General features: G+C 43.0%; 15 protein-coding genes. 8 read left to right on the top strand and 7 right to left on the bottom strand.

Going from position 1 to position 15,924, the window contains the following annotated elements; genetic code table 11:
* Positions 1–11: 11 nt before the first annotated feature.
* The 7 genes from AAC006_RS11050 to cadR all read right to left on the bottom strand — a co-directional run bounded on the left by AAC006_RS11050 (position 12) and on the right by cadR (position 6,784).
* The gene (locus AAC006_RS11050; protein ID WP_126873349.1) at positions 12–1,811 is read right to left on the bottom strand and encodes a copper resistance system multicopper oxidase; all 1,800 of its coding nucleotides are present in this window, start codon (positions 1,809–1,811) and stop codon (positions 12–14) included.
* A 97-nt stretch (positions 1,812–1,908) separates the two neighbouring features.
* Positions 1,909–2,292, bottom strand: coding sequence for a hypothetical protein (locus tag AAC006_RS11055; protein ID WP_044447478.1), 384 nt, complete (start codon positions 2,290–2,292; stop codon positions 1,909–1,911).
* Positions 2,293–2,615: 323 nt separating this feature from the next.
* Positions 2,616–3,923 carry an APC family permease gene (locus AAC006_RS11060; protein WP_126873348.1) on the bottom strand — a complete coding sequence of 436 codons (1,308 nt, stop codon included), beginning with the start codon at positions 3,921–3,923 and terminating at the stop codon, positions 2,616–2,618.
* A gap of 36 nt (positions 3,924–3,959) precedes the next feature.
* On the bottom strand, positions 3,960–4,412 hold the full coding sequence (locus tag AAC006_RS11065; protein ID WP_044447482.1) for a hypothetical protein: 453 nt from the start codon (positions 4,410–4,412) through the stop codon (positions 3,960–3,962).
* A gap of 170 nt (positions 4,413–4,582) precedes the next feature.
* On the bottom strand, positions 4,583–5,425 hold the full coding sequence (locus AAC006_RS11070; RefSeq protein WP_126873347.1) for a sterol desaturase family protein: 843 nt from the start codon (positions 5,423–5,425) through the stop codon (positions 4,583–4,585).
* Between the two features lie 76 nt (positions 5,426–5,501).
* On the bottom strand, positions 5,502–6,266 hold the full coding sequence (locus tag AAC006_RS11075; protein WP_052806655.1) for an AraC family transcriptional regulator: 765 nt from the start codon (positions 6,264–6,266) through the stop codon (positions 5,502–5,504).
* A gap of 128 nt (positions 6,267–6,394) precedes the next feature.
* On the bottom strand, positions 6,395–6,784 hold the full coding sequence (gene cadR / locus AAC006_RS11080) for a Cd(II)/Pb(II)-responsive transcriptional regulator (RefSeq protein WP_044447485.1): 390 nt from the start codon (positions 6,782–6,784) through the stop codon (positions 6,395–6,397).
* A 79-nt stretch (positions 6,785–6,863) separates the two neighbouring features.
* Here cadR and AAC006_RS11085 point away from each other — a divergent pair, with 79 nt between their 5' ends.
* From AAC006_RS11085 to AAC006_RS11120, 8 genes are all read left to right on the top strand, one after another.
* Complete coding sequence (locus tag AAC006_RS11085) at positions 6,864–7,481, top strand: cation transporter (RefSeq protein ID WP_012518514.1); 618 nt, start codon at positions 6,864–6,866, stop codon at positions 7,479–7,481.
* 454 nt (positions 7,482–7,935) lie between these two features.
* Positions 7,936–9,255: a TolC family protein gene (locus tag AAC006_RS11090; protein WP_126873346.1), complete on the top strand. Its 1,320-nt coding sequence runs from the start codon at positions 7,936–7,938 to the stop codon at positions 9,253–9,255.
* 14 nt (positions 9,256–9,269) lie between these two features.
* A complete protein-coding gene (locus tag AAC006_RS11095) occupies positions 9,270–10,205 on the top strand; it encodes an efflux RND transporter periplasmic adaptor subunit (RefSeq protein ID WP_100971747.1) in 936 nt (311 codons plus the stop codon).
* Between the two features lie 60 nt (positions 10,206–10,265).
* The gene (locus tag AAC006_RS11100) at positions 10,266–13,385 is read left to right on the top strand and encodes a CusA/CzcA family heavy metal efflux RND transporter (protein WP_126873345.1); all 3,120 of its coding nucleotides are present in this window, start codon (positions 10,266–10,268) and stop codon (positions 13,383–13,385) included.
* 163 nt (positions 13,386–13,548) lie between these two features.
* The gene (locus AAC006_RS11105) at positions 13,549–13,794 is read left to right on the top strand and encodes a metalloregulator ArsR/SmtB family transcription factor (protein ID WP_260563535.1); all 246 of its coding nucleotides are present in this window, start codon (positions 13,549–13,551) and stop codon (positions 13,792–13,794) included.
* Between the two features lie 87 nt (positions 13,795–13,881).
* Complete coding sequence (locus AAC006_RS11110; protein ID WP_020746018.1) at positions 13,882–14,223, top strand: SHOCT domain-containing protein; 342 nt, start codon at positions 13,882–13,884, stop codon at positions 14,221–14,223.
* Positions 14,224–14,285: 62 nt separating this feature from the next.
* Positions 14,286–15,158, top strand: a complete 873-nt coding sequence (locus AAC006_RS11115) for an MBL fold metallo-hydrolase (protein ID WP_020746019.1) — start codon at positions 14,286–14,288, stop codon at positions 15,156–15,158.
* Between the two features lie 2 nt (positions 15,159–15,160).
* Positions 15,161–15,922, top strand: coding sequence for a sulfite exporter TauE/SafE family protein (locus AAC006_RS11120; RefSeq protein ID WP_020746020.1), 762 nt, complete (start codon positions 15,161–15,163; stop codon positions 15,920–15,922).
* Positions 15,923–15,924: the final 2 nt, after the last annotated feature.

A 15,924-nucleotide genomic window follows, 5' to 3' on the forward strand; every position in this document is an offset into this window, starting at 1 on the left:
GAAGGTACCCCTTAAGAAACGTTTACAACGCGGAACATACCAGCGTCCATGTGATATAGAAGGTGACAATGAAATGCCCAATTTCCGGGTGCGTCAGCGCTGATCAGTAAAGAGACTTTTTCGCTCGGTTTGAGACTGATCGTGTGTTTACGGGGGGAAGGGGAGTTACCATTTTCTAGCTCCATCCACATACCGTGAAGATGGATGGGGTGATACATCATCGAATCATTGACAAGAATAAGGCGCACGCGTTCCCCGTACTTGAAATGAACGGGCTTATCCACTTCAGTGAATTTTTTGCCATCAAAAGACCACATGTATCTTTCCATGTTACCGGTCAAATGCAGTTCGATGGTTTGTGTTGGTTCACGGTTATCTGGCCACTGCTTGGCACCTGTAAGGTCTGAATAAACAAGTACCTTGTGAGAAAGCCCATCAAACCCTATTCCAGGGTCGTCTAGTCGGCTGACCGGATTTTTGGCAATCATAGACGCACCTGGTCCGTGGCCGTCCGGTGAGTGCTTAATAGGAATTCCATCCACAGGAACTACCTTGTTTTGCATCGCTGCCATCGAATGATTAGGACCGTGATTTTCTTGGCCACCATAAGTCTCCTTGTTGTTCGTAGCGTCCATTGAATCCATGTCAGCCATTCCCGACATCCCCATAGCGTCCATACCTAATTCAGGCATTGGGCGAAGTGCCGGGATACTTGCTTCTTTGCCGACAGATGTTGCCAATGTGCCTCTGGCATAGCCACTTCTGTCCATGCTTTGTGCAAAAATGGTATAGGTTTTAGTATCTTTGGGTTTTACGATGACATCATAGGTCTCTGCAACAGCGATCCGTATTTCACCTACTGTTACTGGCTTAACAGGCTGACCATCTACTGCAACAACTGTCAGATCCAACCCTGGAACTTGGAAATCAAAATAGGTCATTGCTGACCCGTTAATAAGCCTAAGGCGTATGCTTTCTCCGGGTTTGTACAATGCAGTCCAGTTTGTTTGCGGGTCACGGCCGTTCATCAGGTATGTATAGGTCGCGCCGGTTACATCGAGTATGTCTCTTGGGTTCATGCGCATACGAGACCACATTGCTCGTTCTTTGACCGTATTGATCAGTCCTTGGCTCTTTATATCTTTAATCGTGTTTTCGACTGTACGCTGCTGATAATTATAATAGCCCTCAGCAACTTTAAGGTGACGGAAAACATCGTGAGGGTCTTCAAAGGTCCAGTCGCTGAGAATAATGGTGTGCTCCCGATCTGCACCGATGTCGCCATCTTTTGGTTCAATAACCATGGGGCCAAGGTGCCCAAGCTGCTCCTGAAGACCTGAATGACTGTGGTACCAATATGTACCGTTTTGTTCAATATCGAATTCATAGGTAAAGGTACTGCCAGCGGCGATACCGGGAAACGATACGCCAGGTACACCGTCCATCGTGTAAGGGAGTATCAATCCGTGCCAGTGGATTGACGTACTTTCAAGCAAGTTGTTAGTTACATTTATAGTGACATGCTGACCTTCTTTTAGACGCACTAACGGGCCCGGTGACGAACCATTAATTGTAATTGGTAGGCCAGCTGCGCTTGCAATACGCTTGTGCTGCCTGCTAATCATCATATTGATGTTTTCCCCGCTGACAACGTTGTTTCCAAAACTTGGTTTTAACTCTTGCCCAGCATGAGATAAGCCCTCTGGATTAGCCCAGGCTGGTGAAATTTGACGTAAAAGCGCTGTCCCACCTAATGTCAAAGCGGCAGACTTAACGAATCTGCGCCTATCTTTATTTAATTTGTTTAACATAAATTGTTCTCTAATTTGATGGATAGATTCAGACACATGCTTACGTTAAAACGGACCGAGCATGTACCGAGTTTTCGTAGTTAAAACTAGAACGGGCTTATGCTATTGGGGGTCTAAGCAATCTAGAAGGAGGAGACCGTAGTAAATCACCTTCGAATAATGAGAAAACATAATCAAATGACTTAATTTTGTAGTGATAATTGCCGGTCAGTAGCCAAATTGTAAAACAATTTCCATGAGAACAATCGCAAGATTCTGTACAGCACTCCTCATGACAGCTCTCATCAACATTATCTTCAATGTGCATTTGAACATGCAGCTTTGCTTGTTCAATTTCCGGTGTTCCCTTCATGGATGAGATGTTGCCAGTACCTTCACTTTCGCAACCCAATACAGATGAACCATAAGTCACACTTGCAATAAGCATCAAGCACTTGATAAGTGTACTTAAAGCTATTGTCGTGTGGTCGTCGTGAGTCATCTAAATTTACAATCCTTTAATAGCTGCAATTCGACACAGTGTAAAAATTACCTATCCGCGCATAACATTTACAGCGTCAGATGGCTTATGCCGTTTGCTTAGTATGTATTTACGGTTTACCTAAGACAATCCAATATTTGTGCCATAAGTTCTTTAATACGTGATATTGCTGTTACAATTATCAATCAATGAGCTGAATAAAGTAACGATTTTCATTCGCCGGAAAATACGGATTACAATTTAGTGTGAGATTACTTCTACTAAAATCAGAATGTGGAAAAGAGTTATGCAGACCTCAGTTACCTATCTATATAACAGTAAAATCATTTTCTTTTGCGGCTAAGATAAAGCTTCTCTGCGGTAATTATCAGAAACAAGCCCGCTAATGACGTCCAAATTACGATGCTATCCGTTTTCACCTTAACGACGATGAAAGCTATCAGTACAATTAAATCTAATGTAATGGCGGTTAACAGTATAAACCGGTTGGCAGAAATTTCTTTACGCAGGTAGTTTAGTACGCCCCAGTGAATCGCAATATCCATCAGCAGATAGAAAATCACACCCAAAGAAGCGATTCTGCTTAAATCAAAAAATATCGTTAACGTCATAGCAAGGACTATTGTATATACCAGCGTGTGTTTTTGGATATTTCCTGGCATACCAAAATGGCTGTGTGGTACAAGCTCCATGTCAGTTAGCATCGCTAACATACGCGATACAGCGAATACACTTGCGATGACGCCTGACACGGTAGCAATTATCGCAAAACCGACTGTTATCCAAAGTCCATATTGTCCGAAGGCTGGTTTTGCTGCTTCTGCCAATGCATAATCGCGCGCTGCGACGATCTCCTTGATTGATAGGTTTGTTCCAACTGCTGCGGCAACTAATAGGTATATGAAAATACAAATCGCAATTGAAATGACTATTGCGCGACCCACGTTTTTACGTGGATTTTCGATTTCACCGCCACTATTTGTTATTGTAGTAAAGCCTTTAAATGCCAATACGGCTAGCGCGACGGCCCCCAGAAAGTCAACAATCGAAGCGTCGGTCGTTTGAACAAAAGTGTCAACAACTCCTCTTTGGGCCGCATATATTCCTCCAGACGCTAATACCGCCAATCCTAAAGCTTTGGCGATTCCCATTACAAATGAAATAGATTGGATAGCCTTATTACTCATAATGTTTATGAAAAAGGCAAAGATCAATACTGCTACACCTAACGCTGGGACAAACCAATCGTTGGGTTTTGTATAAATTATTTGTACGGTATATTGACCAAATGTCCGCGCAACTAAGCTTTCATTAATTACCATTGAAAAGTACATGAGTAATGCAAAAACCGCAGTGGCAGTCCCCTTGCCATAAGCTTTTTGTAAAAACATGGCAATCCCTCCTGCAGAAGGATAAGCATTGGATAACTTCACGTAGGAATACGCGCTTGCTGATGTGATCATTGCCGCTATGATAAAGGCTAATGGGAACCACTCGCGGGCCAATTCAGCCACTTGTCCGGTCAAAGCAAAGATACCTGCACCGATCATGACACCTGTACCCATTGCAACCGCGCCAATAAGACTGAGACTTCCTTCTTTGTAATTTGACTTGTGTTGGTGCTTCCTCACAACCTCACTCCATAGTTTATGAATCCAATGAAAGGCTTATAATTCGTGCGCTCGGTTAATACCATGTGCCATTATTTTAATCTCTTGTTGTTCGGTTTCTAAAATAGAATCAAGTAGTTCTATTTGATGCCCAACGACCATTTGCTTCCTTAGATACGAAAATAATTCGATAATTTGTTGATGGCGTTTCATAACGTGCTCTATGACCTGTTCATAAGTAGTGCAATCATCTAGGTTAGGCGGACACAGTAAAGGTATGTCAGGCTTATCGTTTATGTACTCAACAAAATAAGTATCCAATTCTCCGGTTTTACCTAAGTTTTTGAAGGCTAAGATCAGCTTACTTAGGTGGTTTTCATGCATTGCGAGATAATCGAGTACAAGTTTGTTCAAATCTGTCTTCTTACAACAGCAATGCAGTTGTTCAGCGAGAGCCTTATGGTAATTAGCTGTCCACTCTAAAATGTCACTGAATTGCTCAATTTGCATTTGTTTTTCCTCGAAATAACGATAACTGCTAAGTTAGGCTACCGAACATAAGTAATTAACTCATGACGCTGCTATTACTGTTTGATTACATGTTTGTAATATTCCTCATGAATAATAGTCTGGAGCAGCAATTGTCGAGCAGTTGATTAGAAAAGCAAAAGCTAAATCTTTCACTTAAAAGGCTGAAAAAGCTGCGAGATATAATTTTGTGGGTAATTAGGTTGACTACCAATTCCTAGCTCCCCATTACGTGGTGAGGGTCGTTCATTAGAATTGGTGACGAATGTGCCAAGGAGGTGATCCCATAAATGTGTAAACAACCCAAAATTAACGTCACCTCTGGTACCGTCTTTTACGTGATGATGTCGGTGACCTGGGGCAACAGCCCAAACATATTTTAGCGGGCCAAGCCGCATATCAACGTTAGAGTGTTGCAACAGCAACTGTATGGTAGCACTAAACCCTAACAATGCGCCTATTTCTAAGGGCATACCTATCAAAAGTAATGGGAGTGTACCTGCACTTAGTTCAATCGCTTGGTGAAGGGGATGCTTTAACAATCCATTGAACCCGTACATTCGTTCAACGCTATGATGAACCGCGTGTAAGCGCCAAAGCACTTTGTATTTATGACTAAAATAATGTGCCATCGTTATCCCAAAATCAGCGACGATGATGGCAAACCCAAGTTGTAATAGTAGCGGCCAATGGTGTGGCCAAATACTAAAATGCGGCACTATCGCGGTCATTATTGGGATAAACGCGACCGTGAGAGCCAAAGAGCCTTCATTGACAATGGCATGCACTATATCTCGCCCGAAATCGCCCTGCGGTGTATTCCATGCTTTTTCATATGGTAACCATTTCTCAGCTACAAAAGATAAGGCGATGGCGAATAAAAGCAGGGGGATAAGCCAAGCTGGAGATCCTGTGTTTTGGGAAATACTGGTTGCAGCAAAGATAAAGCTTAAAAAAAATAATGGACTGAACATCCATTGGACCAACGTTCTCATAGTATTTACACATTCGCGTTTTTATTGATGCGTATATTATTCCCTAGTCAAACTTGATTCGGCTTGTATCAAACGGCTAATTACTGTGAATTTTAATGGTGTGCGGTTTGAATAACGAGGAAGGTGCAAATCCAAACAGCTGTTTAAACGTTTTACTCATATGAGGTAAGTCAGAAAAACCCGAAGCATGGGCAGCCTCAGTCAATGTTGCTGACTTACTCAGTTGTTCTATTGCGGCGCGCACACGCCACCAGACAATAAAACGACTAATAGGTATACCCACTTCTTGCTTAAAAAGATGTGTGAGACGACTTGGGGACAAGAAAACCTTCGATGATAAAAACGCCATATCGATTGCACAACCTCGCTGCGAAGCAATAATGTCGATGACCGCTCGTACCCGTTTATCCTCTGGGCGCGATGAAAGCGCAGGACTGTAGACTAGCCCTACCGCTTTATTTACTGTTTTCCACACTTTGTCGATATCGACGTCAGTAAATAGATGCTTAGAAATGTATCCCAATTCTTTACCAGTAAGCGGCAGAGTATTAATTCCATCACTCCTGGTTTGACGCAAGGCAGTGAGAAATTGTTGGTTATGCCTATCCTCAGGCTCTAAATAGATGACTACAATTTGATCATCCTGCGCAAAAAGCTTGTGAGGGACATCTTCGAAAATCACAATACATTGTCCGGTGTGAATACTTTGTGCCTTGTAATCTTGAACCGAGATGTCTCTGTCTAAACCAATGCAAATTTGGACTGCATGATGTGCATGAACATCATTATCAGGACTGACTCCGATGTAAATCGCTTTGTAGGGCCACAAATGAATATGCATGGCTGACTCATTATCAAAAGTTCAGGCTAGTATTTTTTGCTTCACAAATCTATACACATGACGAATGTTAGCCGATAGATACAAGTTAAGGTGAGCGCCCGCTATGAAATTGTATGCTTCTTACACTTTTAAGTGTGTAAATAATTTAAAATGCCACAGTCCCTAATGGTTTTGTTTTGATCACACTTTGACGCCATATTTTCGAGTGATGACTTTAATGCGTTTAGCTCTTTAATGCGAATAATGACGTCTGATAAATGCTTAGCTATTAACGTATTGATATTTGAACAGCTCTGATCTGGCCTCGAACGACTGTCCATGAGCGTTTTTACTTCCGTGATAGACATATCTAATGAACGACACTGTTTAATAAACAGGAGTTGTTCAATAGTCCCCTTGTCGTAGACACGATAATTTCCACTTGAGCGCTTGAGCTCAGGTAAGAGACCTTTCTTTTCATAAAAACGAATGGTCTGAATACTACAACCTGTCGTCTTTGCGACATCACCAATTTTCATTTTTTTCTCCTAACCGTTGACTCTATACCAAGTATAGACTTTATACTCATGTCATTCATCAGTAAAGAGTGTGTTTCTAATGAGCGGATGTGGGTGCGAAGTTGAAATAAAAGACCAGTCTCAACGACAGGTTTTGTATTGGCTTTTGGGAATAAACGCGACAATGTTTGTTATAGAAATGGGGATCGGGTTGCTTGCTGATTCAACCGCATTAATAGCCGATTCACTTGATATGCTCGCCGACGCAGTTGTCTATGGTGTTGCCCTTTATGCAATTGGTAAATCGCTATTACACAAAGCGAATGCGGCTAGAATTAGCGGCTTTTTTCAGATGGCACTGGGTCTGTTGATTATCATTGATATTGTAAGACGGTCAATTTACGGTAGCGAACCTGTATCGGGACTAATGATGGCTATGGGGGCAGTTGCACTGGTTGCTAATGTCATTTGTCTTGTGATCATACGCAAACAAAGAAATGAAGAAGTGCATATGCGGGCAAGCTGGATATTTTCAGCCAACGATGTGATTGCCAACTTAGGCGTTATTTTTGCTGGCGTTTTGGTGTTTTGGCTCGATTCTCGATGGCCTGATCTGGTTATCGGTGTGATAGTTTCGTGCGTTGTGTTGCGCGGGGCAAAAATGATCCTCGAAGATGCTGGAAATGAAAGACAGCGAGCGCTTAATGCGCAAAGTTGATAAGAACATGCCAATTTTTAATTGCACATCAAAACTGCGTAGGTTGGCATGGCTACTTATTACTTTGCTCATGTGTCAATCGGGCTTTTCGTTCGCCGCTCAATGCGATGACTACCCGGCGGAGGTATCGTCAGTCCCTGAACAATCAAAGTCCATAGGCACTTATGATGTTCCCGAAAAAAATGTAAATGCTGGTGTTAATACGTCGAGCGAAGAGTCACAGTGTTTCCATTGTGTGCTGTGTCAATGTGGACAGATTAAGTTTCTGGCACAACACCCAATAAATGACGTAGCTAAACCGTTATGTACCAATCAATACAGTTATTCCCGCAACGTCACTGACGGCCTAGTCGAAGGCCTTTTGCGCCCACCTCAACATTAATCCATTCCCTCCTATATGTTTGCATGGGCGCTTTCCATGTATGTCGTTATCTTATGAACAAAAGGTTCTTTTATGCGTTCTTCACGCCCATTGGGCATAAAAAAAGCTAGCTCAGCGTATCTGAAATTGATATCTGCTGTACTGGTAACCATGAGCATATCTGTTCAATCTGCCAATGCACAAAAGTCTTCAATCACGCTTGAAAATGCGCTCAAACGCACATTATCAAACAACCCAGATTTAGTTGTGTTCGAATTTAAATCTTCGGCTTTGGATGGTGAATCAAAAATGGCCAGCTTACGACCTGAAATGTCAGTTGGGGTTGAAGTTGAAAATGTGTTGGGAACAGGCGAAGTGTCTGGTATCAAAGATGCCGAATTGACACTGACCTTATCGTCGGTCATCGAGCTTGGCGATAAAGTCAGCGGCCGAATGAATGTGGTGAGTTCAAAAAAAGCACAACTGCTTACACAACGGCGCATTCGTACGCTGGACATCTTGGGTGAAACAACTCGACGATATATCAATGTCATTGTCCAACAAGCGTTGCACAAGACTGAGCAACGAGCTGAAATGTTGGCTCGCACAATGCTTCAGACAGTCTCTACACGGGTTGAAGCGGGAGCTTCTTCACCACTTGAGAAAAAACGTGCAGAGTCAGCGTTGTCGCAGGCGCGTTTGTCGTTATTGATAAGTGAACAAAAACTCAATGAGTATAAACGCGACCTGGCCATCATGTGGGGTGACACTAACGCTGCGTTTGCGGAAGTTGAAGGGACACTGTTATCGTTTCCAAATTCACTATCACTTGAACATATGCTTTCACAGCTTCAAAGCAATCCACACGTTTTGCTTTATGCTGATAATTATCGGGTTCAAGAGGCCCGACTAAGAGTGGTTCAGACTAGTCAGCAGTTCGACATTGCGTGGGAAGCCGGTATCCGAAGAATGCAGGGAATTGATGACACAGCGTTAGTCGCCAGTATTTCGGTGCCGTTAAATACCAAGCAGCGGAATCTAGGTGAATACGAACAACAGCGCGCATTGCTTGACAGTATAGACTATCAAAAACAAGCGAAAATTCGTGAACTCACTCGCCAATTAAATCAAGTCATTAGCGCAAAAGACCAAGCCTTGCTCACTGTTACGACCCTTCAAGACAATGTCGTCCCAACATTAGAATCTGCATTGAAATTGGCGCGGGATGGCTATGAAAGTGGTCGCTACAACTATATAGAGTGGGTGACAACGCAACAGCAACTCATAGATATGCAACGAACTATGATAAAAGCCGCAGGCTTAGTTCACCTTCGAAGCGCAGATCTGGAAGCACTTACAGGTCTTCCAATTTTTACGACGTCCCCTTCGACTTCTGCTCAATCATCACAATGAATAGAGAAAAAATAATGAATAAATCACAATTTACATTAGTTACTAGCGCACGTGACTTGCTTGGCATGTTAGTCATGCTAGTTACTTTACTGTTTGCTTCTGTCGCCCTGGCTGATGATGACGATGAGGAAGCCGAAGAAAGACCCGAGTACGTAGTGTTATCTCAAGAACGGATGCTTGAACACGATATCGTGACTGCATCGGCCGCATCAGGAACATTATCGCTCACAACCAGAACCTTTGGGCGGATAGTTCATGATCCTGCGTCACTGAGTCATATTCGTGCCCGCTTCGACGGTGTTGTAAAACGTATCATGGTGAATATTGGAGATAAAGTAGAAAAAGGTGACACGCTGGCAATCATTGAGTCAAACGAGAGTTTAAATCAATACTCAATCACCTCACCGATGTCTGGAAAAATCATAGCTAGACACGCCAATGATGGTGAGCTCACCAACGGTCAAGTGCTGCTTTCTGTTGCTAATTACTCTCGCGCAATTGCTCAATTGGCTATTTTCCCCAAACAACGTACTCATATTGCCGCTGATATGGAAGTCACTTTAAGGCTTGAGGAATTGCAGCAACAATCAAGTATAAGCCACATTACGTCCTCACCAGATGACAAACCCTATTCTATCGCGTTTGTGAACGTTAATAATGGCAGTGGTTATTGGCCTTTAGGCGCTATGGTAGAGGGTAATATTCAGATTGGTTTCCAAGAAGTCAATCTGGCACTCCCCAAAAGTTCAATACAAGAGTTAGATGGGCAAACCATTGTTTTTGTCAAAGAAGGGGAACGATTTTACCCCCGCCAAGTAAAACTTGGGAACACGGACAACCGTTTAGTAGAGATTGTGAAGGGCGTGCAAATAGGCCAGCAAGTCGTTGTAGAAAATAGCTATCTACTAAAAGCTGATTTATTAAAAATGGAGGCGGGCGATGATGACTAATTACTTGCGCATTTATTGTCAAAAGCAAAGCCAAGTCCATAAAAACGGTGAGGTGAGAGCATGATTGCACGAATACTCCGTCTATCCATTGAGCGCCGTGGTGTCATGATGTTGTTCGCCTTGTTTGTCGCCTTTTTTGGTATGTACAGTTACAAACAACTGCCGATTGATGCTGTGCCTGATATCACTAACGTGCAAGTGCAGATAAATACCGCAACCCCAGGTTACTCGCCTTTGGAGACTGAGCAACGCATAACGTTTATAGTTGAAACCTCGCTGGCCGGTTTGCCTAATTTATCGTATACCCGCTCGATATCACGCTATGGCTTGTCGCAAGTCACAGTCGTGTTTAAAGAGGGCACCGATTTATATTTCGCACGAAATCTCGTCAACGAGCGTCTCACCGCCATCGCGGCGCAATTGCCAACAGGGTTAACCCCTGAAATGGGCCCTATCGCCACAGGCTTGGGTGAAATTTACATGTACTCGTTAAGTGCTGAGCCTCAGGCGCGACAGGACAACGGTCAACCCTATGATGCTATGGCATTAAGGGAGATCCATGATTGGGTAGTTAAGCCCCAATTGTCGCTTGTTGAGGGGGTGACCGAGGTTTATGCGGTAGGCGGATTTGAAAAGCAATATCATGTGAATCCTAATCCAGTCGCAATGATAAACTTTGGGATAAGTACAGGTGACCTTCTCAGTGCGCTAGAACGCAACAATGCGAATCAAGGCGCTGGTTTTGTAGAACAAAATGGGCAACAAGTACTGATCAGATCGGAAGCCCAACTGAAGGGCATCGACGATATCGGCCAAGTGGTTGTTAAGATCATTGATGGCGTACCGGTAAAAATTCAAGACATCGCCCAAATCAACCTCGGTAAAGAGCTGCGCTCTGGAGCCGGCACGTTAAATGGCCAAGAAACAGTGATTGGCACGACAATGATGTTAGTGGGAGAAAACTCTCGTACGGTCGCCAAAGCTGTGGACAGTAAGCTCGAAACCATTAAAACAAGCTTACCCGAGGGCGTTATCCTTGAAGCGGTTTACGATAGAACAAGCCTCGTTGACAAAACCATCGACACAGTACAAAAAAACCTCGTCGAGGGCGCTTTACTTGTCATCGTTGTGCTATTCGTTTTGCTTGGGAATGTGCGAGCTGCACTTATTACAGCCGCTGTAATACCCATGGCAATGCTTGCCACGATATCGGGTATGGTCAAAACCGATGTGTCTGCTAACTTAATGAGTTTAGGCGCACTGGATTTTGGCTTGATTGTCGATGGCGCAGTTATCATTGTTGAAAACTGTATCAGACGATTATCCGAATCCCAGAAACAAAACGGCGCTACTCTACCGCTCAAAGAAAGGCTGAATGTTGTTTATGAAGCCACTAATGAAGTCATACGCCCCAGTTTGTTTGGTGTATTGATCATTACCATTGTTTATATCCCCTTGTTCACGCTCACTGGCGTCGAAGGTAAAATGTTCCACCCCATGGCAGCGACCGTGATAATGGCTTTGCTTGCCGCAATGGTATTTTGTTTTACCGTAGTGCCTGCGGCGATAGCAATTTTCATGAGAGGTAAAATTAGCGAAAAAGAAAGCCCAATTATTAAAGGTGCAAAGGCAGTCTATCGTCCTGTTTTAACCGGAGCGCTGCGTTTTAGATGGCTAGTGGTAGTAGCAGCGAGTGCTTTGGTTGTCGGCAGTTTATGGATGGGCAGTAAATTAGGCTCCGAGTTTATTCCCCAGCTCAATGAAGGTGATATCTTAGTACAAGCCATTAGGATCCCTGGGACAGGGGTAGAACAAGCAGTTGAAATGCAAAAAACTCTTGAAGCGAAACTTATGCAGTATGAGCAAGTACAGACGGTATTCGGTCGCACGGGTACGGGTGAGGTCGCCACCGACCCTATGCCACCAAACATTACTGATACGTTTGTTATTTTAAAGCCTAGGGAGCAATGGCCCGATCCATCAATGACAAAAGCTGAGTTAGTGAAAACGTTTGAAGAGGACTTGTTTACTTTGCCCGGCAATAATTATGAATTTACGCAACCTATACAAATGCGTTTTAACGAATTGATTAGTGGCGTAAGGGCAGATTTGGGGATAAAGCTATTTGGGGATGACTTAGATACGCTCTTTGCATCTGCTTCTGACATTTTGACCGTTATTTCAACGATTGAAGGAGCTGATGACGCGAGGCTTGAGCAGGTAGAAGGCATTCCAATCTTCACCGTCACACCAAAGCCTGATCAATTGGCACGCTTTGGTTTGGATATAGCCGACTTGCAGTTATGGCTCAATGCTGCGACAGGTGGAGAAACCGCTGGAATGATTTTTGAAGGCGACAGACGCTTTGAGATTGTCGTGCGATATGGCGACGACATTCGAAATGAACTCACTCAGCTTGAGAGCGTTCCCATCGTCACGCCCTCTGGTGAGCATGTACCGATAAGCGAATTAGCCACACTGGCATTTAAAGAAGTACCTAGCCAAATAAGCCGGGAAAATGGCAAACGTAGTATTGTTGTCACAGCAAATGTGCGTGACAGAGATATTGGTTCTTTTGTCGAAGAAGCGAAAGCGAGGATAAAAAATGAAGTCAATTTGCCAGCTGGATACTGGCTTGATTATGGTGGCACCTTTGAGCAGCTTGAAAGTGCAAGCCAACGCTTGACTATTGTAGTACCTGTCACCTTATTTGTGATTGTGACTATGTTGGTAATTGCGTTTGGCTCAATACGTGACGCTTTAATTATTTTCACTGGCGTCCCGTTGGCACTGACGGGTGGTGTTATGGCGCTTTGGTTACGGGGTATGCCATTGTCGATATCTGCTTCAGTAGGATTTATTGCCTTGTCAGGAATTGCAGTGCTCAATGGTTTGGTGATGTTGTCGTTTATCAAGCAACGTTTGTTGGAAACGGGCGAATTGATGAACAGCATCGTTGAAGGCGCACTTATTCGTTTGCGGCCAGTATTGATGACGGCACTAGTGGCAAGCCTCGGATTTGTACCCATGGCGCTGAATACAGGTATTGGTGCAGAAGTACAAAGACCGTTGGCCACTGTTGTGATAGGCGGCATTGTATCATCGACACTACTGACGCTTGTCATTCTTCCGGTTCTTTATCGCATAGTATATGCAAAACGAGAAGGTGTTCTTAATTAGAGTAGATGAAGTAATCAGAACTTGTCATTGATTACTTCACCTTTTTGCTTGATAAAACATTATAAACGTATATTCTAACTTGCATTAATATGTGTGTATAGGTATATTGGAATATATGAATATAAAAGAAATGCGACGGTCTGCCGAAGTAGCATCGGAACTAATGAAAATTTTATCGAACGAAAATCGACTTATGATCCTGTGTCAATTAGTCGATGGTGAAAAATCCGTGGGTGAATTAGTTGAATTATTGGACTTAAACCAACCCACCGTATCACAACAGTTATCTAGAATGAAAAACCAAGGGCTTGTCAGTTATAGAAAAAATGCGCAGACAGTGTATTACTCACTCAAAGGTGAAGCGGCGCAAAAAGTGATCACAGTGCTTTATGAGCTCTATTGTGAATAGCCAAACATAGATACGTAAATAAGAACGATGTATCCCGATAGGTACGTCAATAACGAACGTTTTTAAGTAGAAAGGTAGAGAGGTTATATGAAAAATTTAATAGTAAAGAGCGGCTTATTGATAACGTCTATAAGCACCAGTAGTGTAGCTTGGGCTCAGCAAACAGGTCGGTATTATGACCATAATATGATGTGGGGTGGTAGCGTTTATGGTTGGCTTTTTGGCGTCTTTATGATGCTTTTGTTTATCGCGTTGGGTACCGCTGTGGTGATGCTAGTTGTGAAAGCGCTTGGAGGTCATAAAAAACAATCCGTGTCTACACAATACGACGAAAACACCGATGCGATAAGTATTCTGAAGAAACGGTTCGCAATGGGTGAAATTGATAAAGACGAGTTTGAGCGAACGAAGATATTGTTGGAGCAATAAATTTTAAAATACTGTAAGTGGTTGTTATACCACATGTGCAACGACAACAACGGTGAATTGAAATGAGTAAGTTACAGATAAAAGCATTTTTTGATGATGAGACCAAAACTGTGACCTATGTGGTTTTCGACCGATTAACAAAGGATGCAGCCATTATCGATCCTGTATTTGATTTTAACATGGCATCAGGTGAATTGAGCACGGACAGTGCAGATACTCTGATCCAGTTTATTAACGAAAGTACACTTAATTTAAATTGGATTTTAGAGACGCATGCGCATGCAGACCACATTACATCGGCAACCTATTTGCAACAAAAGTGCGGTGGGAAAATAGGGATTGGTGAACATATCAAGGATGTACACGATGCGTTTGGAGAAACGTTCAACTGTAAAGAACAGCTCACCTGCAATATTGAGCTGTTTGATTGTCTATTCAAAGATGGCGATGTTATTGAACTGGGGCAATTCAATATAGCCGTTATCCATACGCCTGGCCATACACCTGCCTGCGTTAGCTACAAAATAGAAGATAATGTTTTTGTTGGAGATACGCTATTTATGCCGGACTTCGGGACAGCAAGAGCAGACTTCCCGGGTGGTGACGCCAAAACGCTGTATCGCTCAATACAGCGAATACTATCGTTACCTGATGATACTAAAATTTACGTCGGCCATGACTATAAATCACCAGATCGAGCAAAATATGCATGGGAATCCACGGTAGCAGAACAAAAACGTGGTAACGTTCATGTTAGAGACGGAAAGTCTGAACGTGAGTTCGTTCAAATGCGCTCGGATAGAGATGCCGAGTTAGCTGTCCCTAAATTGTTATTTCCATCCATTCAGTTAAATATTCGTGCTGGAACACTCCCCATCGCTGAAGATAACGGTATCGCTTATGTGAAGGTACCGTTAAGCATGAGTAAAGGCTAATCATGCTTAATTTAAGTGTTTGGCTCGCGGCATTACTCATGGGTGTGTTGCTTGGACTATTGGGAGCGGGGGGCAGTATTCTCACGGTTCCAATACTAGTGTATCTTGCTGATCAACCCGAAAAGCTAGCAATCGCTGGGTCATTATTCATCGTCGGCATGACTGCATTAGTCGCATGCATAGCCCACAGTCGTAAAAACCATCTGCACATACAATCTGCGCTGTTTGTTGGTATTCCAAGTATGATATCTGCATCCGGTGGGGCCTATCTCTCTCAGTTCGTAGAAGGGGAAGTGCAGATGATCACACTTTCTCTAATAATGCTCTTAGCTAGCTTAGTGATTCTTTTCCCAGTTAATCTGAACAGGGATTCGTCATATACGACATCCTATTCTAAGGCTAAATTGTCTATTGCTGGTCTATTAATAGGATTGATAACGGGTTTTGTGGGGATTGGTGGTGGATTTCTTATCATTCCAGCCTTATTGATCTTCTCAAAGTTAGCAATGAAACAAGCAATCGGTACAAGTTTATTAATCATTGCCATGCAAGGTTTTTCAGGCTTTGCTAAACACGCATTTTTACTCAAGCAAAATGCAGAGCAATTAAATTGGATGCTTATCATGTTAATCACTGTGTTTTCGATTCTTGGCACTTTAGTTGGCTTTAAAGTAAGTAAGCGGATGTCACAATATCACTTAAAAAGGTTGTTTGGTTTATTGCTGCTTCCGCTCTCTGGTTTTGTGCTGTTCAACAATATTTAAGG

Source organism: uncultured Alteromonas sp., from assembly GCF_963976965.1.
GTDB lineage: Bacteria > Pseudomonadota > Gammaproteobacteria > Enterobacterales > Alteromonadaceae > Alteromonas > Alteromonas naphthalenivorans.

Coding starts and splice junctions, on each gene's coding strand:
- AAC006_RS11065 (WP_044447482.1), bottom strand. CDS start 4,412: ATGCAAATTGAGCAATTCAGTGACATTTTAGAGTGGACAGCTAATTAC.
- AAC006_RS11075 (WP_052806655.1), bottom strand. CDS start 6,266: ATGCATATTCATTTGTGGCCCTACAAAGCGATTTACATCGGAGTCAGT.
- AAC006_RS11070 (WP_126873347.1), bottom strand. CDS start 5,425: ATGAGAACGTTGGTCCAATGGATGTTCAGTCCATTATTTTTTTTAAGC.
- AAC006_RS11095 (WP_100971747.1), top strand. CDS start 9,270: ATGAATAAATCACAATTTACATTAGTTACTAGCGCACGTGACTTGCTT.
- cadR (WP_044447485.1), bottom strand. CDS start 6,784: ATGAAAATTGGTGATGTCGCAAAGACGACAGGTTGTAGTATTCAGACC.
- AAC006_RS11055 (WP_044447478.1), bottom strand. CDS start 2,292: ATGACTCACGACGACCACACGACAATAGCTTTAAGTACACTTATCAAG.
- AAC006_RS11085 (WP_012518514.1), top strand. CDS start 6,864: ATGAGCGGATGTGGGTGCGAAGTTGAAATAAAAGACCAGTCTCAACGA.
- AAC006_RS11115 (WP_020746019.1), top strand. CDS start 14,286: ATGAGTAAGTTACAGATAAAAGCATTTTTTGATGATGAGACCAAAACT.
- AAC006_RS11100 (WP_126873345.1), top strand. CDS start 10,266: ATGATTGCACGAATACTCCGTCTATCCATTGAGCGCCGTGGTGTCATG.
- AAC006_RS11105 (WP_260563535.1), top strand. CDS start 13,549: ATGAAAATTTTATCGAACGAAAATCGACTTATGATCCTGTGTCAATTA.
- AAC006_RS11090 (WP_126873346.1), top strand. CDS start 7,936: ATGCGTTCTTCACGCCCATTGGGCATAAAAAAAGCTAGCTCAGCGTAT.
- AAC006_RS11110 (WP_020746018.1), top strand. CDS start 13,882: ATGAAAAATTTAATAGTAAAGAGCGGCTTATTGATAACGTCTATAAGC.
- AAC006_RS11120 (WP_020746020.1), top strand. CDS start 15,161: ATGCTTAATTTAAGTGTTTGGCTCGCGGCATTACTCATGGGTGTGTTG.
- AAC006_RS11050 (WP_126873349.1), bottom strand. CDS start 1,811: ATGTTAAACAAATTAAATAAAGATAGGCGCAGATTCGTTAAGTCTGCC.